The 22,599-nt window shown below is 53.8% G+C and carries 26 protein-coding genes and 1 pseudogene; 11 read left to right on the plus strand and 16 right to left on the minus strand.

Annotation, left to right across the window (positions count from 1 at the left end; all coding sequences use genetic code 11):
* Window positions 1-34: 34 nt before the first annotated feature.
* From VU18_RS14835 to speE, 3 genes are all read right to left on the minus strand, one after another.
* Window positions 35-412, minus strand: coding sequence for a hypothetical protein (locus VU18_RS14835; RefSeq protein WP_011232870.1), 378 nt, complete (start codon window positions 410-412; stop codon window positions 35-37).
* 131 nt (window positions 413-543) lie between these two features.
* The gene (speB, locus tag VU18_RS14840; protein WP_014196976.1) at window positions 544-1,419 is read right to left on the minus strand and encodes an agmatinase; all 876 of its coding nucleotides are present in this window, start codon (window positions 1,417-1,419) and stop codon (window positions 544-546) included.
* Window positions 1,420-1,432: 13 nt separating this feature from the next.
* Window positions 1,433-2,260, minus strand: coding sequence for a polyamine aminopropyltransferase (speE, locus tag VU18_RS14845; protein ID WP_014196977.1), 828 nt, complete (start codon window positions 2,258-2,260; stop codon window positions 1,433-1,435).
* Between the two features lie 256 nt (window positions 2,261-2,516).
* On the opposite strand from speE, the gene VU18_RS14850 reads away from it, so the two are divergent.
* Window positions 2,517-4,562: a transglycosylase domain-containing protein gene (locus tag VU18_RS14850; protein ID WP_014196978.1), complete on the plus strand. Its 2,046-nt coding sequence runs from the start codon at window positions 2,517-2,519 to the stop codon at window positions 4,560-4,562.
* 131 nt (window positions 4,563-4,693) lie between these two features.
* Here the strand turns inward: VU18_RS14850 and VU18_RS20785 are convergent.
* From VU18_RS20785 to VU18_RS14860, 3 genes and pseudogenes are all read right to left on the minus strand, one after another.
* A partial coding sequence (locus tag VU18_RS20785; RefSeq protein WP_236687427.1) for a YwhD family protein occupies window positions 4,694-4,876 on the minus strand: 183 nt, incomplete at its 5' end.
* Window position 4,877: 1 nt separating this feature from the next.
* Window positions 4,878-5,209, minus strand: a pseudogene (locus VU18_RS20790) (YwhD family protein); the annotation flags it as partial.
* Between the two features lie 19 nt (window positions 5,210-5,228).
* The gene (locus VU18_RS14860) at window positions 5,229-5,897 is read right to left on the minus strand and encodes a site-2 protease family protein (protein ID WP_014196980.1); all 669 of its coding nucleotides are present in this window, start codon (window positions 5,895-5,897) and stop codon (window positions 5,229-5,231) included.
* Between the two features lie 130 nt (window positions 5,898-6,027).
* Between VU18_RS14860 and VU18_RS14865 the strand changes: the two genes are divergently transcribed.
* Window positions 6,028-6,216, plus strand: coding sequence for a 2-hydroxymuconate tautomerase (locus VU18_RS14865; protein WP_014196981.1), 189 nt, complete (start codon window positions 6,028-6,030; stop codon window positions 6,214-6,216).
* A 103-nt stretch (window positions 6,217-6,319) separates the two neighbouring features.
* A complete protein-coding gene (locus VU18_RS14870; protein WP_021321333.1) occupies window positions 6,320-7,621 on the plus strand; it encodes an NCS2 family permease in 1,302 nt (433 codons plus the stop codon).
* Between the two features lie 123 nt (window positions 7,622-7,744).
* Here the strand turns inward: VU18_RS14870 and VU18_RS14875 are convergent, their stop codons facing one another.
* The 4 genes from VU18_RS14875 to pta form a co-directional block, all read right to left on the minus strand.
* A complete protein-coding gene (locus VU18_RS14875) occupies window positions 7,745-8,263 on the minus strand; it encodes a YwgA family protein (protein WP_021321331.1) in 519 nt (172 codons plus the stop codon).
* A 13-nt stretch (window positions 8,264-8,276) separates the two neighbouring features.
* Window positions 8,277-9,575: an HD domain-containing protein gene (locus tag VU18_RS14880; RefSeq protein WP_021321330.1), complete on the minus strand. Its 1,299-nt coding sequence runs from the start codon at window positions 9,573-9,575 to the stop codon at window positions 8,277-8,279.
* A 280-nt stretch (window positions 9,576-9,855) separates the two neighbouring features.
* A complete protein-coding gene (locus tag VU18_RS14885) occupies window positions 9,856-10,713 on the minus strand; it encodes a lipoate--protein ligase family protein (protein ID WP_021321329.1) in 858 nt (285 codons plus the stop codon).
* Between the two features lie 123 nt (window positions 10,714-10,836).
* Window positions 10,837-11,817, minus strand: a complete 981-nt coding sequence (gene pta / locus VU18_RS14890; protein ID WP_021321328.1) for a phosphate acetyltransferase — start codon at window positions 11,815-11,817, stop codon at window positions 10,837-10,839.
* 254 nt (window positions 11,818-12,071) lie between these two features.
* Between pta and hemQ the strand changes: the two genes are divergently transcribed.
* From hemQ to VU18_RS14915, 5 genes are all read left to right on the plus strand, one after another.
* Window positions 12,072-12,818 (plus strand): hydrogen peroxide-dependent heme synthase, encoded by a 747-nt coding sequence (gene hemQ, locus VU18_RS14895; protein WP_021321327.1) that lies wholly within the window; start codon window positions 12,072-12,074, stop codon window positions 12,816-12,818.
* 205 nt (window positions 12,819-13,023) lie between these two features.
* The gene (locus VU18_RS14900; protein WP_011232884.1) at window positions 13,024-13,470 is read left to right on the plus strand and encodes a cell wall hydrolase; all 447 of its coding nucleotides are present in this window, start codon (window positions 13,024-13,026) and stop codon (window positions 13,468-13,470) included.
* A gap of 18 nt (window positions 13,471-13,488) precedes the next feature.
* Window positions 13,489-14,094: a spore coat protein GerQ gene (gene gerQ / locus VU18_RS14905; protein ID WP_014196990.1), complete on the plus strand. Its 606-nt coding sequence runs from the start codon at window positions 13,489-13,491 to the stop codon at window positions 14,092-14,094.
* Window positions 14,095-14,228: 134 nt separating this feature from the next.
* On the plus strand, window positions 14,229-14,729 hold the full coding sequence (locus VU18_RS14910; RefSeq protein ID WP_014196991.1) for a hypothetical protein: 501 nt from the start codon (window positions 14,229-14,231) through the stop codon (window positions 14,727-14,729).
* 19 nt (window positions 14,730-14,748) lie between these two features.
* Window positions 14,749-15,651 (plus strand): prenyltransferase, encoded by a 903-nt coding sequence (locus VU18_RS14915; RefSeq protein WP_014196992.1) that lies wholly within the window; start codon window positions 14,749-14,751, stop codon window positions 15,649-15,651.
* 52 nt (window positions 15,652-15,703) lie between these two features.
* Here VU18_RS14915 and VU18_RS14920 read toward each other — a convergent pair whose 3' ends face one another.
* From VU18_RS14920 to VU18_RS14935, 4 genes are all read right to left on the minus strand, one after another.
* On the minus strand, window positions 15,704-16,075 hold the full coding sequence (locus tag VU18_RS14920; protein WP_014196993.1) for a DUF423 domain-containing protein: 372 nt from the start codon (window positions 16,073-16,075) through the stop codon (window positions 15,704-15,706).
* A 267-nt stretch (window positions 16,076-16,342) separates the two neighbouring features.
* Window positions 16,343-16,642: a YwdI family protein gene (locus tag VU18_RS14925; RefSeq protein ID WP_025039370.1), complete on the minus strand. Its 300-nt coding sequence runs from the start codon at window positions 16,640-16,642 to the stop codon at window positions 16,343-16,345.
* Between the two features lie 13 nt (window positions 16,643-16,655).
* A complete protein-coding gene (locus tag VU18_RS14930; protein WP_047758388.1) occupies window positions 16,656-17,345 on the minus strand; it encodes a uracil-DNA glycosylase in 690 nt (229 codons plus the stop codon).
* A 169-nt stretch (window positions 17,346-17,514) separates the two neighbouring features.
* The gene (locus tag VU18_RS14935; RefSeq protein ID WP_014196995.1) at window positions 17,515-17,898 is read right to left on the minus strand and encodes a YkvA family protein; all 384 of its coding nucleotides are present in this window, start codon (window positions 17,896-17,898) and stop codon (window positions 17,515-17,517) included.
* 128 nt (window positions 17,899-18,026) lie between these two features.
* Between VU18_RS14935 and VU18_RS14940 the strand changes: the two genes are divergently transcribed.
* From VU18_RS14940 to VU18_RS14950, 3 genes are read left to right on the plus strand one after another with little or no spacing between them, the layout of a single operon-like run.
* Window positions 18,027-18,377: an STAS domain-containing protein gene (locus tag VU18_RS14940; RefSeq protein ID WP_014196996.1), complete on the plus strand. Its 351-nt coding sequence runs from the start codon at window positions 18,027-18,029 to the stop codon at window positions 18,375-18,377.
* Window positions 18,374-18,862 (plus strand): anti-sigma B factor RsbW, encoded by a 489-nt coding sequence (gene rsbW / locus VU18_RS14945; RefSeq protein WP_014196997.1) that lies wholly within the window; start codon window positions 18,374-18,376, stop codon window positions 18,860-18,862. The genes VU18_RS14940 and rsbW overlap by 4 nt, the downstream gene beginning before the upstream one ends.
* Window positions 18,822-19,592, plus strand: coding sequence for a sigma-70 family RNA polymerase sigma factor (locus tag VU18_RS14950; protein ID WP_014196998.1), 771 nt, complete (start codon window positions 18,822-18,824; stop codon window positions 19,590-19,592). Before rsbW ends, VU18_RS14950 begins: the two co-directional genes overlap by 41 nt.
* A 49-nt stretch (window positions 19,593-19,641) precedes the next feature.
* Here VU18_RS14950 and VU18_RS14955 read toward each other — a convergent pair whose 3' ends face one another.
* A complete protein-coding gene (locus tag VU18_RS14955; RefSeq protein ID WP_110107803.1) occupies window positions 19,642-21,510 on the minus strand; it encodes a SpoIIE family protein phosphatase in 1,869 nt (622 codons plus the stop codon).
* 310 nt (window positions 21,511-21,820) lie between these two features.
* Entirely contained in the window at window positions 21,821-22,456 is a 636-nt protein-coding gene (locus VU18_RS14960; protein WP_021321322.1) for an FMN-dependent NADH-azoreductase, read from the minus strand.
* Between the last annotated feature and the right edge of the window lie 143 nt (window positions 22,457-22,599).

Consider the following 22,599-nt stretch of genomic DNA (forward strand, 5'->3'; position numbering starts at 1 on the left):
CCTTTTGGGACACCCTCTTTGTTCCATCGGTATTTTATGATGACGCCCGAACATTTTTTAACACGTTAATAGCAAAAAGAATGACACCTATCACGACGAGCACCCCGCCAATCGCTGTCACCGGCACGAACGCTTCGTTGCCGTAAACGACGAAAATGAGACCGATCATCATGACCGGCAGGCCGATATTGTGCAGCCAGAAATGCACTTTCGCCCATTTCGTCGCCGCCGCTTGTGGAAATAAATGATAGATGATGCCAGCAAGCGTCAAGGCCGTCCAGCCAAGCAAGTTGATATGGACATGGACCGGGGTCAGCGCAAACGAATGGGTCATCGACATGCCAAGCCCCATACAGACGCCAATGACAAAGTACACAACGGAAATTTTGATCAGCTTCACGCCCATCTTCATTCCCCCTCTCCTTTTTCTGTAAATACATTACATATTATTACGCTCCGTACGCTCATATTCCTGCATCTTTTGTCCCACCAAAGAAAAAAGCGCCCTCGCAAACTTGCGATTTAGGCGCTTTTTCTCATTTTTCACTTCGCCACCCAGCCAAGCAGCATTTCTCTCACAAGCTTGCTCGCCGTATTGGCCGTTTGTTCGGAATGGTCGTAAATCGGTGCGACTTCCACCAAATCGGCGCCAACGACTCGCACGTCGGAGCGGGCGATCTCGTGAATGGCCGAAAGCAGCTCTTTTGACGTAATGCCGCCGGCATCGACCGTCCCAGTGCCTGGGGCATGAGCGGGATCAAGCACATCGATGTCAATCGTCACATACACCGGACGGCCAGCGAGCTTCGGCAACACGGAGCGGAGCGGTTCAAGCACCTCAAACTTGGCGATGTACATGCCGTTTTCTTTCGCCCATTCGAACTCTTCCTTCATGCCGGAGCGGATGCCGAACGAAAAGACATTCGTCGGGCCGATCAGGTCAGCGACCTTGCGGATCGGCGTCGCATGCGACAGCGGCTCGCCTTCGTAATGTTCGCGCAAGTCCGTGTGCGCATCCATATGAATGACGGCCAAATCCGGGTAGTATTCATACACCGCTTTCATGACCGGCCAGGAGACAAGATGCTCGCCGCCAAGGCCGAGCGGAAATTTGCCGGCGTCAAGCACCTTTTTCACGAACTGTTCAATCAGCTCCAAACTGCGGGCCGCATTGCCAAATGGCAGCGGAATGTCCCCAGCGTCAAAGTAGCGGATGTCTTTGAGTTCGCGGTCCAAATATGGGCTGTACTCCTCAAGCCCGATCGACACTTCGCGGATGCGGGCCGGGCCAAACCGTGAGCCAGGCCGGTAGCTGACCGTCCAGTCCATCGGCATCCCGTAAATGACGGCTTCGCTTTCTTCAAAATTCGGATGGCTGCCGATAAACACGTTGCCCGAATAGGCTTCATCAAATCGCATTGCCTGCGCCCCCTTACTTCGTTAAATCCGCGACAAATTTCGGCAAGACAAAACACGCTTTATGCAGCTCTTTCGTGTAATATTTCGTCTCAATGTCATGGAATCGGTCGTCGCTCACAGCGAGCGGGTCGTATTTTTTCGAGCCGAGCGTAAACGTCCAGAGCCCGCTCGGATACGTCGGAATGTTCGCCGTATACAAACGGGTGATCGGGAAAATTTCTTTCACATCGCGGTATACGTTGCGAATCAAATCGGCCTTAAACCACGGATTGTCCGTTTGGGCGACGAAAATGCCGTCTTCCTTCAACGCGTTGGCGATGCCGGCGTAAAACCCTTTTGTGAACAAGTTGACCGCTGGGCCGACCGGTTCGGTTGAGTCAACCATAATGACGTCATACTCGTTTTCGCTTTTGGCGATATGCATAAACCCGTCATCGACTTTCACTTCGACGCGCGGATCATCGAGTTTGCCGGCAATCTCCGGCAAGTAGGTTTTCGAGCACTCGATCACTTTGCCGTCAATTTCGACAAGCGTCGCTTTTTTGACGCTTGGGTGCTTCAGCACTTCACGAATGACGCCGCCGTCGCCGCCGCCGACGACAAGCACGTTTTCCGGATTGGGGTGGGTGAACAGCGGCACATGGGCGACCATTTCATGATAGACGAACTCGTCTTTTTGTGTTGTCATGACCATGCCGTCTAGAATGAGCATGTTGCCAAACTCCGCCGTTTCGACCATATCGAGCTTTTGGAACGGCGTCTGTTCTGTATGTAAAGTGCGGATGATGCGTGCGGTGATGCCAAAATGCTCCGTTTGCTTTTCGGTAAACCAAAGTTCCATCGGTAACATCCTTTCTCCGAGCGTTGCTTACTATACAAGTTTTCCTTAGCCAACGAAAAACTAAACATGAAAAAGTATAGAGCAATCTAGCAAAAATGCAAGAGGAACAAGTTTAAAATAAAAAATTTTTTTTCATACTGGTAAGAAAAAGCGGAAAACCTCGCTGGCGAAGCCTTGACAAAAGCAAGGCGGCGCATTCAGCCGGGCGTCCGCCCGCATGTCTAAAACAACGCCAAAACCGTTGAGGTGATGCGCAATGGAACCGATCCCGGGCAGCCGTTTTCGCGGCACGTGGAAATATGTGCGCGCCGCCGTCTTTATCGGCTTTTTTCTCGTCATCTTTGCCTTCGCCGCTCTCGGGAGCTTTGTGTTGTTCGCGAAAATCGAAGGCGCCCCGCCGGTCGCCGTGCCGCAGACGACGATTTTTTATGCCGCTGACGGCAGCAAAATCGGGGAAAGCGACCATGGTCAAAAACGCTATTGGGTTCGGCTCAAAGACATGTCCCCGCACATCATCGAAGCGACGATCGCCGTTGAAGACCGGAAGTTTTACGAACATCACGGGTTTGATTTGAAGCGAATCGCCGCCGCCATCATTGCGAATGTCGAGGCGATGGCAAAAGTCGAAGGGGCGAGCACGATCACCCAGCAGTATGCGCGCAACTTGTTTTTGACGCATGAAAAAACGTGGTCGCGAAAAATCCAGGAAGCGTTGTACACCATCCGGCTTGAAGCCAACTACAGCAAAGATCAAATTTTGGAAGGCTATTTGAATACGATTTACTACGGCCATGGCGCCTACGGGATTGAGGCGGCAGCCCGCTACTATTTCGGCAAGCACGCGAGCGAGCTGACGCTCAGCGAGGCAGCCATGCTCGCCGGCATTCCGAAAGGGCCGTATTACTACTCGCCGTTTGTCAATGAACAGCGGGCGAAAGCGCGGCAAAAAATCGTGCTCACCTCCATGGTGGAAGCCGGCTACATCAGCCGCCAAGAAGCGGAGCAGGCGTACCGCGACAAACTCGTCTACGCCCGGCACCACAAACAAGAGCAGCCGATCGCTCCGTATTTTCAAGATGTCGTCAAACAGCAGTTGCGCACGAAACTCGGCCTGGATGAGCGGACGATCGAGCTTGGGGGGCTGCGCGTCTATACGACGCTGGATCCGCGTCTGCAACGGATTGCCGAAGAGCAAATCCGTCGCATCATCGACCCGCACTCCGCCATTCAAGCGGCGCTTGTGTCGATGGATCCACGCACCGGGGAAGTAAAGGCGCTCGTCGGCGGACGCAACTACGAAGAGAGCCCATTCAACCGGGCCGTGCAGGCGGAACGCCAGCCAGGGTCGACATTTAAGCCGTTTTTGTATTACGCGGCGATCGAGCAAGGATTCACCCCATCGACCCAACTGCGCAGCGAGCTGACGACATTTACGTTTAACGGCGGCCGATCGTCGTACACCCCCCATAATTACAATGACTACTATGCCAACGGCCCGATCACGCTCGCCGAGGCGCTCGCCGTATCCGACAACGTCTTTGCGGTGAAAACGCTCCAGTTCATCGGCGCCGACAAACTCGTCGACACAGCGAAAGCGCTCGGCATCACAAGCAGATTGAAAGCAGTGCCGTCGTTGGCGCTCGGCACCTCGCCCGTGAAAGTGATCGACATGGTGGCCGCGTACAGCACGCTGGCCAACTACGGCAAACAAACCGAACCGGTGTTTATTCAAAAAGTCGTGGATGCAAACGGAAACGTGCTATATGAACATAAGCCGGAGAGCCGGCAAGTGCTCGACCGCGACGCGGCGTTTGTGACGACCCATTTAATGACCGGGATGTTCGACCCGAAGTTAAACGGCTATACAACCGTCACCGGGCAGTCAATCATCGATGACATCACGCGTCCGTACGCCGGCAAGTCGGGAACGACGAAAACGGACAGTTGGATGATCGGGTTCGCCCCGCAACTAGTCGCCGGCGTCTGGACCGGCTACGATCGCGGAGAAACGATGGATCGTCCTGCGGAAAGGCAATATGCCAAACAAATATGGGTTCACTTTATGGAACAAAGCCTCGCTGGCGAACCGAAAAAATCGTTCAAACCGACCAAAGGCGTCATCGGCGTCTACATCGACCCGCAAAACGGCAAGCTGGCCACCGACTCCTGTCCGGTGAAACGAAAAACGTACTATCTCATCGGTACAGAACCGACCGACTATTGCACCGACCATTTGGAAAAGAAAAAGAAGAAAAAAGAAGACAATCAAAGCTGGTTCGAGAAATGGTTCCCATGGTTTTAAACAAGAAAATCCCCTGCGTGCATACGCAGGGGATTTTCTTGTCCTAGTTTTCCTGTGTTATACATGTAGATTTAGTTTATCCTTTTTTTCAAACAAGAACAAGCCCTTGCCCATATCTTTTCACAAAACCGTCACATTTCCACTTCCAAATCTTGTTTCAGCTTGTCGCTCGAACGGTTCCACATCCCGATGTCATGCCCTTTCAAAAAGTCGGCGAGCACCCGTTTTGATTTCGCGTCCATATGATCGACAATAATGTGCCGCTTTAGCGATTTATCAAGCCGATTCACATGTTCCGGCAATAACTTATAGCCNCGGCGCGCCTCACGGTCGATCGTCATTTCGCACGCCGTCACCCCGGCGTAATACGGGCCGTCCTCGCGTCGTTCAATCGTCACCCAGACGATCCAATACGGCTTGCCGTTTGGCACGGCGGAACGGTCGGGCAAAAACTTGATGCCGCGCTCGACGGCGCTGCGCGCATGCATCGCCCCCATATCGACGAACGCTTCGCCCGCTTCGACGTCAATGATGACCGGCGAAACGTTTTCTAAGCTCAACGCCCCGGCGCCAAAGCCGCGGTGCCCGTCGGTCGGATCGTCTTTGATGATATTAAAGCCGATGTTTTTTTTCTTTTTTTGCTCCATTCCGCTTGTTCCTCCTTCCTTACATAAACAAATTGGCGACCAACGACTGCAAGTTTTCCAATACAAACGGCAGCGCCACTTGAAACACCGGCTCAATCGTATAGCGGTCAAGCGGCGTGAGCACAAGGATGAGAAAAATGAGCGCCCCGTAGCTTTCCCATTGCGTCATTTTCGCCCGCAGCCCATCCGGGGCCAAGTCTTCAATAATACGATACCCATCAAGCGGCGGAAACGGCAATAAATTAAACAAAAACAAGACAGCGTTCAAGCTGATAAAAATTTGGAAAAACAGATCAAACCCGGCCGCAAACCAATCTGGCAGCGCCCGCATGAGGCCGAAATCGATCATCGCGTACCAAATGACAAATCCAAGCGCGGCAAGCACGAGGTTGCTCAGCGGTCCGGCAACCGACACGAGAATGCCGGCAAGGCGCGGATTTTTGAAATAAAAGCGATTGACTGGCACCGGGCGCGCCCAGCCAAACCCTGCGAGAAAGATAAGCAGGGTGCCAAGCAAATCCAAATGGGCAAACGGTGATAACGTCAGCCGCCCTTGATTTTTCGCCGTCGGATCGCCGAACTTGTAAGCAACGTAGGCATGGGCGAACTCATGCACGGAAAATGCTAACGCCAGCGTCAAGAGCACGTACGGAATTTCACTTAACGAATACGGCAAAATTCGATCCACTTCATAAACTCCTTTTCCCTATATTCACTATCTTTAGTATACATGATTAGCAGAAAAAAGTGGACTGAACTTCCTCATCCCGTGGTATAATAAGCGCGACAGCACTCGACAATGAAATGGGGGGACAACCGTGCCGTACGTAACGATCAAAATGCTCGCCGGCCGCACGGATGAACAGAAGAAAGCGCTTGTTGAAAAAGTGACGGACGCCGTCGTCGAGACGACAGGGGCGAAACGGGAGAGCGTTGTCGTATTCATTGAAGAAATGACGAAAGACCATTATGCGATCGCCGGAAAACGGCTGAGCGACACAGAGTGACACAAGAGCGGGGGCGCATGAAGCGCTCCCGTTGCATTTTTAGGAAAAAACGAATATTATTTATAATGGTTTCTGACATTGTTCGTTTTTTAGGAGGTGGCCCATGATTCGTTTCGCAGAGAAACAGACTGACCGCAAAACGGAATTTCTCGCTGGCCTGACGACTTTTTTCACCATGGTGTACATCATCGTCGTCAATCCGGTCATCTTATCAGATGCCGGCGTCCCGTTTGAACAGGCGTTCACCGCCACCGTCATCGCGACCGTCGTCGGCACGCTATGGATGGCCATCTTTGCCAACTATCCGATCGCCATCGCGCCCGGCATGGGGCTGAACGCCTATTTCGCCTATTCCGTCGTCGGCTCGCACGGCGGCATTTCGTACGAAACCGCGTTTTCCGCCGTGTTTGTGGCAGGAATGTTGTTTTTGCTGCTGTCGCTCACCCCGCTCCGCAGCAAGCTGATCGAAGTGATCCCCGACAGCTTAAAACACGGCATCACCGCTGGCATCGGGCTGTTTATCGCCTTTATCGGCCTGCGGCTGACCGGAATCATCCAAGCCCATCCGCAAAATTTGGTCGCGCTTGGCGACTTGCATGCCCCGTCGGCCGTGTTGACGCTCATCGGCCTGGCGGTGACGCTCATTCTGATGATGCGCGGCGTCAACGGCGCCCTGTTTTACGGCATGGTCGTCACCGGCATCATCGCCTATGCGACCGGGCAACTTCACTTTGACAAAGGCATCGTCTCGCTGCCGTCGCTGCCAGAAGGGCTGATCATTACCAATCCATTCGCGGCCATCGGGGACGTCATCGGCCATAGTTTGTACGCGGTCGTCTTCTCCTTTTTGCTCGTCACACTCTTTGATACGACCGGCACAATGATCGGCGTCGCCCAGCAAGCCGGACTGATGAAAGGGAACACGCTGCCGCGCGCCCGCGAGGCGCTGTTGGCAGACTCGGTCGCGACGACCATCGGCGCCATGTTTGGCACAAGCCCGACATCAGCGTACATCGAGTCATCAACCGGCGTCGCCGCTGGCGGACGCACCGGCTGGACGGCGCTCGCCGTCGCTGTCCTGTTTGTCATCGCGGCCTTTTTCAGCCCGCTGGTCGGCGCGGTCGCCGGGTTATCGGCCATCACCGCCCCGGCGCTCATCATCGTCGGGAGCTTGATGATCAGCAATATCGCCCATATTTCGTGGCATCAGCTCGACGAGGCGTTCCCGGCCTTTCTCATCATCTTAAGCATGCCGCTCACCTCCAGCATCGCGACCGGCATCGCGCTCGGCTTCATCTCGTACCCGCTCTTAAAAATCGCCCGCGGCCGCTGGCGCGATGTGCCGTTGCTGCTGTACGTGCTGGCGGTGCTGTTCTTTTTGCAGCTGGCGTTTTTGCCGCATTAACCAAAAAGAAGAAGGAGGTGTCCCAAAAGGATCGGGCTATCCTGAAGACAGACGGCTTTTTGGGTCAGCCCCTTTTCGTCTATGGCCAACTGATGATACGTTGAAGCAGCTTTTTCCGCCCGCCTACACGCGAGTTTTGTTGTGGCATCGGCTGCGCAGCGCCTCAATGTACGCGTACGCCTCATCGATTTCTTCTTCCGTATAGCGCTGCTTGCTTTTTAACACCGCAATTTTCTCTTTCACTTCGTCTTTCGGCAAATGTTCAAAATAAAGTACGGTGGACACAAGTTCCAAAAAACGGGCATTTTGTTCGTTCATCGCTTGCATGCATTCGGCAAGACCCGGCATGTCCCAGTCATAATGGCGCAAAAACTGTTCGCCCGCTTCGGTCAATGTATAGCGATATTGCATATAACCGCTCTTTTTCTCTTTCACTTCATGCAAAAAGCCGAGCGCGCACAGCTCTTCGATGCGGCATGTCAGCTCTTCCGAATACGGGCCGTAAAAGTGGAAATCGAATTTCTCGTAAAACGGAAAGTCGAGCTTTTTCGCGATGTAGATCATTTTTTGCAGCTTTTTGCGGCCGGCAATTTCCCCGGCGGCCGCCAACGCCTTCATTACTTTCGCATGCTCTGTGAGCACTCTCCGTCATCTCCTAACCCTTTAAAATTTCCATAATCTTTTTCTTCACTGTCCGCTTCGTCGACAAGTCTTCCAGGAAATCAGCTGGGAAATACAGCTTATGGTCGGTGCGCCGTTTCCCGGAAATGGCGTCAACGAGCACCGATTCGCGCGACAGCTCGCGAAGCTCCCCGTTTGGCATCAACAAATAAATCGGCAGGCGTTCGCCTTCTTCTCCCGGCCGATAGAAGTCGTACGGCAAATCGGACGAGGAATCGACAACCAAATAATAGTCCGGGTCAATCCCTGCTTTTTGAAACAAACCGGTCAGCTCAATGAGCTTCGCCATTTGCTCGTTCGTCGGATGGAACTCCGTATATTTGAACAGGCGGCGGCGGACAAACCGCTGGCACAGATCGCTTAAAATCGGATCCCGTTCGTATTGCCATTGCTGGAAGTAAAACAAGATGACTGCCTCATCCAGCGCCAAGTAATCGCCAAGCGGCGCGTTTCCCGCAAAAAACGACAAAAAGTGAACCGGCTTCGTCTGAAAACGATACCCCTCTTCATACAGCTTTTTCGCCCGATGCAAAATTTTCGTCAAAATGACTTCCGCACTGCGCGTCACGGGATGAAAGTACACTTGCCAATACATTTGGTAGCGGCTCATGATGTAATCCTCGACCGCATGCATGCCGCTTCGTTTGATGACGACTTGGTCTTCGCGCGGGCGCATGACGCGCAAAATGCGCTCCATGTCAAAATAGCCGTAGCTGACGCCGGTGTAGTAGGCATCGCGCAACAAATAATCCATCCGGTCGGCGTCAATTTGGCTCGAAATGAGGCTCACAACAAGCTTGTTCGGGTACGTTTTGGCGATCACTTCAGCGACCCTTCGCGGAAAATCGTCATCCACTTGGCGAAGTGCGGCGTTCACTTCTGTATCGCCTAAAATGATGGCCTGTGTAAAATCTTCGTGGTCAAGGCGAAACACTTTTTCAAATGAATGGGAAAACGGGCCGTGCCCTAAATCGTGCAAGAGCGCCGCGCATAGGCAAAGAAGGCGCTCGCTATGATCCCAATGATCGCGGCCGACAAACACGTCGTCAATGATGCGGCGGATGATTTCGTAAACGCCGAGCGAATGGTTAAACCGGCTGTGCTCGGCGCCGTGAAACGTCAAATATGTCGTGCCGAGCTGCTTGATGCGGCGCAGGCGCTGAAATTCTTTTGTGCCGATCAAATCCCAAATCACTTTGTCGCGAACATGTATGTATCGGTGCACCGGATCTTTAAACACTTTTTCTTCGTCAAGCTGCCCGCCGGAATACATCGCATCCTCCTCTTCCGTCTCCAACATACATCTATTATACGCCGTTTCTTTTGGCAAAGAAATAGTTGACTTTTTTCTCCGTCTTTCTCCATTATTGACGGAAAAAACAAAAAATCACCTTCTTTCGGCAAAGAAGGTGATCGGTTATCGCTTTAAACGCACTCGCGTTTTGGGATCAGCCCCTTTTTTGTTGGCGAACGTCCATCATTCGCGCCAAGGTTGGGCAGGGCATGGGTCGCGGTCAGCAGCGACGAAGCGCCTTATCGAAGCGAAAAGGGCTTTACGGCTCGACTTCTCTCATCGGCTCTCCTGAAGATACGTTGGCATTTCGTTCGACGATGCGCGCCCAATACTGCTCATACCAATTCCATTCGCCGTTCTCGAGGGCAGACGAATATAGCTCGCCGCCAAACGACTGCAGCGTGCGCCAAAGGGCGACAAGCAGCTCATCGATCGACAACTCGCAGCCGAGAAGCTCAGACAGCGACGCCATGACAGCTGGGACAACATCGGGGTAGGCGAATTTCGTTTTCTCTCCTTGGCGGCCGAGCTCATAAAAGCGGCGAATCAGCTCAGCCCGCGCGGCTCCGCTCCCGTTGACGCAAAGGTAGATTTGCACGGCAACGCCGCCGCGCACCCGACGTTGCGAAATGCCGGCAAATTTTTTGCCGCCAATGCTCAAGTCATAGCTCCCCGGGCAATACGAACCGACGATTTCCCCCGCCTCAACGCGGGCGCCGTATGAGGCAAGCATGGCGGCCATGAGCGCGTACATCGCCTCATACCCTTGCTCGATGGCAATCGTGTTTTTCGTTTCCGGAAAAATGAGCGAAATATTCAACACCCCGCTGTCAAGGACAACGGCCAACCCGCCGGAATTGCGGACGACGACGCGATACCCTTCCTGGCGCAAAAACGAAATGGCCTCATCGATGTACGGAAGCTTCGTATCAGCGGCGCCTAAGACGACGGTATTCTCATGCACCCACGTGCGGACGACCGCATCCGACTGTCCCGCACCAACCGCGGTGCATAATGCATCATCGATGGCAAACGATTGTTTCGCATCAAACAGCGGACCGAAATGCGACTGGTCGATGACCCGCCATTTCGGCTGCCGCAGCAATTCATGGCCCATCGCGAGCAACCCCTTGCATAGATCATTCCAACTCTATTCATTATAACATAATCGCCATTAGCAAATGGCGCAAAAAGGACAAGGGGCGCATGCCTCCCTCGTTTTTATCGAGCGGCAGCCCCGTCACTCCCCAAGCGACTGGGCAGCGGTGATGAGCGCGAGCTTGTAGGCGTCTTCGGCGCTGCAGCCGCGCGATAGGTCGTTCACCGGTTTGTTCAGCCCTTGCAAAATCGGGCCGACCGCTTCAAAACCGCCGAGGCGCTGGGCGATTTTGTAGCCGATGTTGCCTGCCTCAAGGCTCGGGAAAATAAAGACATTTGCGTCCCCTTGAATGACCGAGTCCGGCGCTTTCTTTTTCGCCACCTCTGGCACAAACGCGGCGTCAAATTGAAACTCACCGTCAAGGATCAGATCCGGCGCCATTTCCTTCGCCAACCGCACCGCCTCAACGACTTTTTCCGTCTCCGGCGACGAGGCCGACCCTTTCGTGGAAAAGCTTAACAGCGCCACGCGCGGCTTAAGGCCGAACATTTTCGCCGTCTGCGCGCTCTCGACCGCAATTTCAGCCAAATCTTGGCTGTTAGGAGCAATGTTGATGGCGCAATCGGCAAACACATATTTTTCGTCGCCGCGCACCATGATGAACACGCCGGACGTTTTGCGAACGCCTGGCTTCGTTTTAATGATTTGCAAGGCTGGTCGGACCGTATCCGCCGTCGAATGTGCCGCCCCGCTGACGAGGCCGTCGGCCGCTCCCGTATAAACGAGCATCGTACCGAAATAGTTTTCATCGAAAAGCAACTCGCGCGCCGTTTCTTCTGTCACTTTCCCTTTGCGCCGCTCCACAAACGCCGAAACCAGCTCATCAAACCCGCCATAGCGGCGCGGGGTGACAATCTCCACCCCTTCAAGCGGCAAGCCAAGCGCCGCGGCTTTCACCCGCACAGCTTGCTCATCGCCAAGGACGATCGGCTGCAGCACTTGCTCCGTCGCCAAACGGCTCGCCGCCGTTAAGATGCGGTCATCGGTTCCCTCGGGAAACACGATTTTTCGACCCGTACCGGTTACTTTCGCTTTTAATGCCGTAAATAAATCGGTTGTCACGATCCAATCCTCCTTATGCTAGGCCAGCCTGCCCCGGTTAAAGCGCACCCGGCTCATTTCGGCATCCACAAGCCATTTCCACTATTAAGCATACCGCTTCTCGCCAGAAACGCAACGCAGGTAAGCCTTTACAACAAATAATTCACCTTTTGCCACAATTCAGTCTACTTCCACTTTGATACGCTGATAGCCGCTTTTTTGGGCAAACTGTGATATAGTGATACTGTACAATTTGTTGATAAGGAGTGACGATGATGAGCGAAGCGGCCCAAACGTTGGACGGTTGGTATTGTTTGCACGATTTCCGCACGATCGACTGGAGCGCGTGGAAAACACTGCCGAACGAAGAGCGCGAGGCAGCGATCAGTGAGTTTTTAGCGCTTGTCGACCAATGGGAGACGACTGAAAGCGAGAAGCAAGGAAGCCATGCCGTCTACACGATCGTCGGGCAAAAAGCCGATATTTTGTTCATGATTTTGCGGCCGACGCTGGATGAGCTGCATGAAATCGAAACAGCGCTTAACAAAACGAAACTCGCCGACTATTTATTACCTGCGTATTCGTACGTTTCGGTCGTGGAGTTGAGCAACTACTTGGCGTCCGGCAGCGAAGATCCGTACCAAATTCCAGAGGTGCGCCGCCGTTTGTATCCGATTTTGCCGAAAACGAACTACATTTGCTTCTACCCGATGGACAAGCGGCGCCAAGGCAACGACAACTGGTACATGTTATCGATGGAACAGCGGCGCGAACTCATGCGCGCCCACGGCATGACCGGCCGAAAGTACGCCGGCAAAGTGACGCAAATCATCACCGGCTCCGTCGGCTTGGATGATTTTGAATGGGGCGTCACCTTGTTTTCGGATGATGCACTCCAGTTCAAAAAGCTCGTATATGAAATGCGCTTTGACGAAGTGAGCGCCCGCTTTGGCGAATTTGGCTCATTTTTCGTCGGCACCCGGCTGCCGGTGGAAAAGGTGCCTTCTTTCCTCCATGTATGAAGCAAAGCCCCGAACGATACGGGGCTTTGCTTCGTTTTCGCTGCTTTTTGGACAATCATCCCGCTTTTCTGTCATATGCGGCCTGACCGCTCCATACACATAAAAACAGAAAATCTCTTCAGAAACATTCTATTCGTGTGTCACCATTTTCTTGTTCCACCAATAGCCTATTACTGTCGAAATTCACAACGACTGAGGTGACGATATGGGTCAGATCGCTCCCTCCATTGTAGCCCACACAGAAGAGGAAGTAAAGTTGTTGGCTCGGCTCATGCGAGCTGAAGCGGAAGGAGACGGGCGGCTTGGGATGCTCATGGTCGGCAACGTCGGCGTCAACCGCGTCATCGCCGACTGCCTTGACTTCCGCGGCATCCGCTCTATCCGGCAAATGGTGTTTCAAAGCCCGGGCGGTTTTGAGGCGGTGCAAAAAGGGTACTTTTACCAACGGGCGCGCGAAGTGGACATCGGCCTAGCCCGCCAAGTGCTCCGCGGTTGGCGCTACCACCCAGCGACAAACGCCCTTTGGTTTTTTAAACCACCTGAAGGCCAACCGTGCCCACCGCAATGGTTTGGCCAGTGGAACGTCGGCCGCTACAAATCGCATTGCTTTTTTGCACCGACTCCATCCGACTGCCCACGCGTCTATTCTTAATATTGAGGAGGGTTCTTTATGCCGAACAATCCAGAAAATCAATTTTATCCACCTGATGAGGAGCAACAATCATTTTATTATTCGCCGTTCGGTCAAGAACGGCAACAACCGTATGCATCCTATCCATACGGCTATCCGTATCCGCAGCCGTACTATCCGGCGGCGTACCCGTATTATTACTATCCGCAAGCGGCTGCCGCTCCAACCGTGACGCCGGCGACAGCCGCCGCTCCGACGTTCGGTTTGCAGGCGCCGACGTTCACGGCCCCGACACCGACGCCGACCACCGCCGCTGCGCCTGCGGCGGCAGGAGCGGCGATCCCGGGGATGCTGCCGCTCGAAGAGTCGTACATTGAAAACATTTTGCGGTTAAACAAAGGGAAAGTCGCTACCATCTATGCGACGTTTGAAAACAACCGTGAGTGGAATGCCAAGGTGTTTCGCGGCGTCATTGAAGCGGCTGGACGTGACCATGTCATTTTAAGCGACCCACAAACAGGCACACGCTATTTGATCCCGATGATTTACCTCGATTATGTCACGTTTGAAGGAGAAATCGCCTACGAATATCCGTTTGCCGGCGCTACAGCCGCAACACCGCTTGCTACGTATTCTCCACGCTAAACGGAAAAACTGTCTTTTGACAAGAAGGTTGCCGATGGCAACCTTCTTTTTTTGGTTGACGTGATGGCCATCACAAGCTGCTACTACACGGCCTTATATAATGGTGGTAAATGACACAAAAGAGGTGTCTACTGATGGTTTGGACGTCGCGTGATTTCCTGCTGGGGGTACATCTTATCGCGGCGATCATGTGGGTGGGGGGCGTGGCATTCATCGGCTGGGCAGTGTATCCAGCCTCCCAATTCATGCCGCCTCTTGAGCGCCGGCAATTTTTCCGCTCGCTCATGCAGTGGTCGCATCGGCCGCTCGCCGCGGCAAGTGCCGTCGTCATCGCCACTGGCATATGGCTTGGCACAGCCGCCGGACCGATCAACCGTTGGGCAGATGTATGGCAGACCGCCTATGGCCGTGTATGGCTGACCGCCCTTCTCACAGGCATCGCAACGCTCGCTTGGGGGATGTTCGTCGGCTACCGCAAGGCGATGACGGTGTTTTCCAATGAAGACCTTTGGCGCCAAGCCAATGGCGGTGACGATGCGCCGTTAAAAAAAGCGATGACCTCGATCATTGCCGTTCAGTCGGTCGAAGCGGCCGGATTTGTCGTGCTCATCGTATGCATGCTTTTACTCTCCTAACGGAAACGAGGGGTTCGCATTGCGATATGAACATCGTGAAGAAGATCGGCATTGGGTTTACCGTTTTTCATGGCTTCACTTAATGCGCCCGCCGACATGGAGCGGAACGATCAGCCCTGTGCTGGCCGCCACCGCGCTGGCGGCGAAAAAGGGCGCCGTTCGGATCGAGGTGCTGCTGGCGATGTTAGCCGCCTCTGTGCTGATTCAGTCAGCCGTCAACATGCTGAATGACTATTTTGATCGGTTGCGCGGCCAAGACGATGACAAATGGACGAACGGGCATGGCCATGGACCTGCCCATCGCTCGATCCCTGCCGTTGCTGGCGCCATGCTGGCCGTCGCGGTTGCGTTAGGCGCGTACTTGGCGTGGCAAAGCGATCCAGCCATCGCGTGGATCGGCGCCGCAGCGATCATCTGCGGGATCGCCTACTCAGCCGGGCCGCGTCCGCTCGCCTCGCTCGGTTTAGGTGAGTTGACCGCCGCCGTTTGCATGGGGCCGGTCGTGACCGCACTCGCTTATGCCGTACAAGGGCATGTTCCAGACACCGCTCTGTTTGCCTTGTCCATCCCGTTCGCCTTGCTGATCGCCTCGATGATTTTGACAAACAACATCCGCGACATCGAAAAAGACCGGCCGTTTCGCCGCACATTAGCCATCCGGCTCGGACGGAACAACGCCGTGCGCCTTCTCGGGCTTCTTCTCGTCTCCGCCTACTTGTCCATTGCTGCTTTGATCGTTTGGCATATCGTTCCTTTGCTTGCCGCGGTCACAGGGCTCGCGATGCCGCTTGCCATCCGGCTTCGTCTCTGTTTCCGCCCCGGCGCTAGTCGAACCGAGGAAAGAAGCGGCATGAAATGGGCCGCCCGCCATCATTGGGCCGTTGGACTGTTGTTGACGTTGAGTCTATGGCTTTCGCTATAGAGCGGAGAGGGACGGCGGCAAAAAAACGGAGCGCTCCGCTCCTGCGCTCCGTTTACAACCATTTTAATGCCGCATATCCGATCATCACCCAAGCGATTAAAAAGGCGACGCCGCCAAACGGGGTGATGGCGCCAAGCGGCTTGATTTGCGTAACACTTAATACGTACAAACTGCCGGAAAACAGCACAATCCCCGCCAGCATCACCCAGCCCGCCGCACCGATCAGCCCGACATTCGGCGCCTTGCCAGCGAGCAATCCGACAACAAGCAGCCCTAATGCGTGGAACATCTGGTATTGGACCGCCGTTTTCCAAATCTCCAAATAACGATCCGGAATCTTCCCTTCCAGCCCGTGCGCGCCAAACGCTCCCAATGCGACGGCTAAAAACGCATTGAGCGCGCCGAGAAGGATGAATGTTTTCATAGCTGTTCCGCCTTTCTAATGAAAGATTGTTTTCCCTCATTCATTAATAATAATGGGAATGTTCCCCGACAACAAATTACTAATGTATGTCAGCCACTTCACTCGACAGAACCGGTCAATGGGGAGCGCTACCGACAAGACCCGCATCCAAGCCGGAGAACCGCTTCTTGTTCTTTGGCGCAAACAAGGACAAGCGGTTTAAAGGAGTTCTGTTGATCAAGAATCCCTGTGGAGAAGGCCGTTCCACGGGGATTCGCTGTCCCACTCTCAGAAATCCAGCAACGACTCTCCGTTCGCCTCATCGTCAATGTCAGGGGAGCGTCCCCCGACAGAAACGGCTCCAAGCGAAAGCCCGCCAGCAACCGAAATCGGCCCGCCGACGACAAGCGGCCCGGCTGCGGCAGACGAAGCGGACGGCTGCGGATGGCTTGTTGCCTCCAACATCAAATCGCATAAAACGCGAATGGCGGCGACGTGTTCACGCACCCGCTGCAGGTCGTTCGTGGACCTCGCTTTCCGCAGCTCATCTTCCATCTTGGCGATAACGGCCGCAAACGAGATGGACATCATTCTCTCCTCCTTATTCAGCACGGACGCCGATGTTTTCGATTTGCCAGTCGATCGGTTCGCGTCCGCATTTCATCAAAAACGCGTTCGTCCGCGAAAACGGGCGATGGCCGAAAAAGCCGCGCGCGGCGGAAAACGGGCTCGGGTGCGGCGCTTCAATAATCAGATGGCGCGGATTCGTAATCCGTTCTTTTTTCTCCTGAGCGTTCCGGCCCCAAAGCAAAAAGACGACCGGATCGTCTTTTTCATTGACGAGTTCAATGACGCGGTCGGTGAATTGTTCCCACCCTTTGCCGCGGTGGGAGTTCGCCTGGCCGCGGCGGACGGTCAGCACCGTGTTTAACAATAACACCCCTTGCTCGGCCCATTTCACGAGATAGCCGTTATCTGGTATGTAGCAGCCAAGGTCATCATGCAGCTCTTTGAAGATGTTGACTAATGACGGCGGCACCGGTACGCCGGGCTTGACGGAAAAACTCAACCCGTGCGCCTGCCCCGGGCCGTGGTACGGATCTTGCCCGAGCAGCACGACTTTGACGTTTGCATACGGTGTATAATGAAGGGCGTTGAAAATATCGTGCATATCCGGATAAATCGTCCGCGTTCGGTACTCCACTTTTAAAAGTTCGCGCAGCTTCAAGTAGTATGGTTTTTGAAACTCCTCTTCAAGCAGCGGAGCCCAGTCGTTTTTGAGAATCGGCATTGCGAGCAACTCCTTTGCCATCGGCTTTTTCCTTTTATCATTGTAACCAAAAAGACCCCAGCGTCAAAGCGAAGTGAATGTTCAGATTGAGGCAACCACAGCGAAACCTGTTTCCCCAACAGGAAATGCGCCAATCCCCTGCCTCAGCCATCAAAAATTGAGGGAAAGATCAAAATATCCACGAAATCAACCAGCGGAGCAGCCAGACGCCAAGCAACACGTATAAAAAAATGATCAGCGCCCCAGCGGCCCAATTCGTCGGTTTGCCTTGCTTGGCGAGCTCTTCCGCCCGCGCCCGGTGTTCGGCGACGATGTCTTTCGGCAGCCATTTCAGCGCCAAGTAAATGCCTAGCGGCACAAGCAACAAATCATCGATATACCCAAGAACCGGAACGAAATCGGGAATCAAATCGATCGGGCTGAACGCATACGCCGCAACGCCAAGCATAAAGAGCCGCAGCCAGACAGAGATGCGCCGATCGCGGCTGGCCGAATACAAGACAAAAATTTCCCGTTTCAGCGCCCTTGCCCATTCTTTCCACTTTGTGAACATCGCGTTCCCCTGCCCTTTCCTGTTTCATATAGTATAAAATATGGGTATAGGAGTGTAAACATTGCAAGGTGGACAACCTTCCCGCACCATCATCCAGCTAACTCATTGATTATGTGAGGTGAACGGCTATGGACAGGAAACGATTTCATATCGTGCATGATGAACAGCCGGATCGGCATGTTGTATACATAAAAGGGGAGCTTGATCTAGCGACGGCCGAACAGTTTCAACGCGCCGTCGAGCCGCTCGCTGGCGATGCGTCGAAGCCGCTCGTCATCCGCCTTGAAGAGTTGTCGTATATCGACAGCACCGGCATCGGGATGTTTGTCGCACTGCTGAAAACACGCAAAAAACAAGAAGCGCCGTTTATGATTGAGAACGTGCCGCCGAAAGTCCAACGCTTGTTTGATTTAACCGGCGTATCCTACTTGTTTTCGACAATGAATGACACGACAGAAAGGATCGAGGGGCAATCATGAAAGAGCATGAAACCGTCGTACAGCTGTCGATTCCTGCTGATGCGCAGTTTATCGATGTCGCTCGTTTGACGCTATACGGGCTGGCCGCCAAGATGGGATTTTCCTATGAAGAGATTGAAGATATGAAAGTGGCCATCTCAGAAGCGTGCAACAACGCTGTTTTGCATGCGTACAACGGAAGGGGCGGCGTCATTCATCTTCGCTTTGAGATGCGCGCCGATGCACTTTCAATCATCATTAAAGACGAGGGCAAAGGGTTTGATTACAAACGGGTGGCCAAGCAAGCAGCGCCCCTGTCCGCGAAGCCGCTTGAAGACGTCAAAGCTGGCGGCCTCGGCCTGTTTTTGATGGAAGCGCTCATGGACGATGTCACCGTCACCACAAAGGGCGGAACGGAAGTCCGCCTGACGAAATTCCGCCATCGCGGCGAAGGAGAGCATGCCCATGACTGTATATCCCCCTCCTCTGTCCAAGAGCAAGCTTGACGCCCTCATTTCCGCCTATCAACAAACAAAAACGGAAGAAGCGGCGACCGCCTTGCTCGTGCGCTTCGAGCCGCTCATTGCGGCCGCAGCGAAAAAAATGGCGCGCAGCCGCCCTGACTTTTACGAAGACTTGTTTCAGATCGGACGGCTGTCGTTTTTGCGCCTCCTCGATCATTATGACCCGAGCCAAGGTGCAAGCTTTGAGTCATACGCCATGAAAAGCTTGATCGGCTATATGAAAAACTATTTGCGCGACAAAGCATGGTACATCCAAGTACCGCGCAAGGTGAAAGAAAAAGGAAGCAAAGTGCAGCAGGCGATCGATGAGCTGACCGTCAAGCTCGAGCGTTCGCCGACGCTCGATGAGATCGCCGGCCACTTAGGCTTATCGGTCGAAGAAACGATCGAAATTTTGGCCGGACGGGACCATTACCAAGCCGTTTCGCTCGATGCCCCGGTGCAAGATGGGGAAAAGGATGCGACGACGATCGGTGAATTCGTCGCTGATGAAGCGAACGAAATCGAGTCACTGATCGAGCGAATGGATTTAGAGCAGGCGATCGGCAAACTGAGCGAGCAAGAACAAATCGTCATCGACGCCATCTTCCGGCGCGGGGAAACGCAGCGCTCGTTAGCCGAGAGGCTCGGCGTCTCGCAAATGACAATCAGCCGCATTCAAAAGCGGGCCATCGCGAAATTGAAGCGGCAGCTCGCCGCCTATTCGCCATAACGGTCAAACATCGCGCCGCCTTACGCATCAAGCGGTCGAACTGCCCATGCTAGCGGCGGCGCAGCAGCAACAACGTCTGGTCATCTTTTTGTTCGTATTGATGATACGCTTGAATATGCTCGTACAACTCGCGCACGATCTCCGGCGCCGGCTGATCAAGGTTGACGCGGGCGACCATCGCGGCGAGAACGGAAAAGTCATCGTCCGCCTCTTCGGTACGCTTTTCCGTCACCCCGTCGGTGTACAGCAGCACAAAATCGCCTGGTTCGAGCACAACCGATTTGGTCTCAAATGAAAATTGCGGAAACAAGCCGAGCGCGCAGCCTTTGGCGCCTAGCGGCACGCATTGCTTCGTTTTCGCCCGATACCAAAGCGCCGGTTCGTGTCCAGCGCACGCGTACGAGAACGTATGTGTTTTTTCGTTGTAATTGCCGACAAACATCGTGACAAACATCGACGGCTCCGTGTAGTCGTAGGCGAATCGGTTCAGCAGGTCAAGATATACGTGCGGCTGTGTTCCGTAATGGACGGTCCGGTCCAGAATAAATTTCATCAGCGTCATGAGCATCGCCGCTGGAATGCCTTTTCCCGATACATCGGCAATGCCGACGGACACCGATGTTTGATGGACAGCAAAGTGATAAAAATCGCCGCTCAACACTCGGGCAGGGACGCTGAGGACACCGATGTCGATGTACGAAGGCAAGTTCACTTTCGAAGATGTCTGCAAAAGCGACCGCTGCATATTTGCGGCAAGCGACAGTTCAAAGTCGAGTTGTTCGCGTTCACGCTCAAGCCGCTCTTTCTCTTTTTTCTCCGTCATGTCGCGCAAGACGGCGACAAGCCCCGCCAGCGCACCGTTTTCCAACACCGGCGCCAGCGTATAACCGACTGGCAGGCAGACGCCGTCGCGGCGGCGAAACGGCTCCTCCTCGACGCGAATCACCTCGCCGCTTTTCAGCCGTTTGACGACGCGGCGCAGCTGCTTCCAATCCCACTTGTCGCCGTCTGGCCCCGCGAGCGAGACAAACGAAAACAGTGGCTTGCCTTTCGCCTCTTCCAAAGTGGCGCCGATCAACCGGCTCGCCTCCGGATTCATCCAAACGATTTGCCCGTCGCGATTCACCATCAGCAATCCTTCTCCAAGGGCATTCGCCATCATCTCGAGCTGTTGTTCACGGTGCTTCAGCTCCACGTACGGCTTTTCCACCGTTTCCATATACATGGCACGCACGACATACAAAAATCCAGCCATTTCATAAAGCTGCCCCCATAGCCCGTACCCGCTGCCAAGCATGAGCAACCATTGACCGAGGGCAAATAATAGAAGCGCCATAGACCAGTATAGGGAAGCGGGAGCCCTCCCTTGCCGAAAACGCCGCCATGCGAACACGGCCGCCGCTGCATCAAGCAAACCGACCGCTCCTTCCCCTGCGCGCCACCAAAACGGCCAGCGGCTCGTCCCATGCGCCGGCCAAAACAGGGACGTGATATGGATGAACAAACTAACAGCCGCCGTATACAAAAACGCGGCCAAAAACGCCTGCCAGCGTTGCCCGCTTTGCCGTTCCATCACCTCATCGGGCCGTGAAAAGAGAAAGAGCAGCCCCCAAGCAAGCGTAAAGCGGGCAGCGAGCGAAAATAGCGCCGCCAAAACGTCATCCTCTGTGAAGGAAAGGACAAAATGAACAGAAAAGAGCGCCCCCGCAGAAAAAAACAACGCCCCCATCATGAGCCGCTCGGTTGACAGCGTATGCGGAAATACAGCCCATCCTTGCAAGGCGACAAGCCAACAGACGACGACAGCGGCAAACCCTAAAGAAAGATGAATAGGATGATAGAATTCGGGTAAAAGCAGCAGCTGACCGCCAGCGAACAGAAGCACGCCAAACAGCCCGGCCGCCAGCGTTGCCGCCATGCCGTGCCAACGCGCTGGCTGATATCGTTGATCCTTGTTCACAAATGGTGAACCTCCACTCCTCACGGCTATATGGCTTATTATACCATACGTTGGACATCAATCGCATACGAACGTCGCCGCCTCCTCATTTTCGCTTCCGCCGCCGGAACAACAAAAAGAACGCTCTCTAAACAGAGAGCGTCCTCAACCGCGGTCATTTCCCATGCAATTTTGAAATCGACATCATGAGGCCGGCCGCGCCGGCGGAGACGGTGAAGCGTCATTTCTCATGACATTTCGAAATCGCCAACCTATTCAAAGCGTCTCATTAGAACGTGTGAGCCAAGTCTTTCGCTCGGGCGATGGCGTTCGCTTTTATTTCTTCCGCCTTTTCCGGCATCGCCGCATGCCCTTCGACAAACAGTCCTTCAAACGACGGCACGCCGAAAAACTGCATAATGACACTTAAATACCGATGTCCCATCTCCATTTGTGCCGCCGGGCCTTCCGAATAAAATCCGCCGCGCGCCTGAATATGGAGCGCTTTTTTATCGGTGAGCAGCCCGATCGGCCCTTGTTCTGTATACTTGAACGTTTTTCCGGCCACCGCCACGGCGTCAATGTACGCTTTCAATACGGGCGGGAAAGAAAAGTTCCACATTGGCGTCACAAAGACATATTTATCGGCGGAAATAAACTGTTCGCACAGTTCGTTCATCCGCCCGACTTTCGCTTTTTCTTCATCAGACAGCTCTTCAAACGATTTCCCGGAGCGAAGTTTGCCCCAACCGCTGAATACGTCAACATCGATTTCCGGAATGTATTCTTTATATAAATCGAGATGGATCACCTCATGGTCCGGATGCACTTGTTTGTACGTCTCAATGAACGCCTTTCCAACCGCCATGCTGTACGATTGCGTGTCGTCGTGAGGATGGGCGGTGATGTACAATACTTTCGTCATGATGCATACTCCCTTTCTTGATGATCTGAGCATTTTAGTGTTTGCCATTTTTAAACATGACATGCATTTTACCTCTACTTCAAATATCTCGAACAAGAGATAATTATAGAAAGATGATGCGAATTTGGCAAATCATTTGCCCA

Source organism: Geobacillus sp. ZGt-1, from assembly GCF_001026865.1.
GTDB classification, from domain to species: domain Bacteria; phylum Bacillota; class Bacilli; order Bacillales; family Anoxybacillaceae; genus Geobacillus; species Geobacillus thermoleovorans.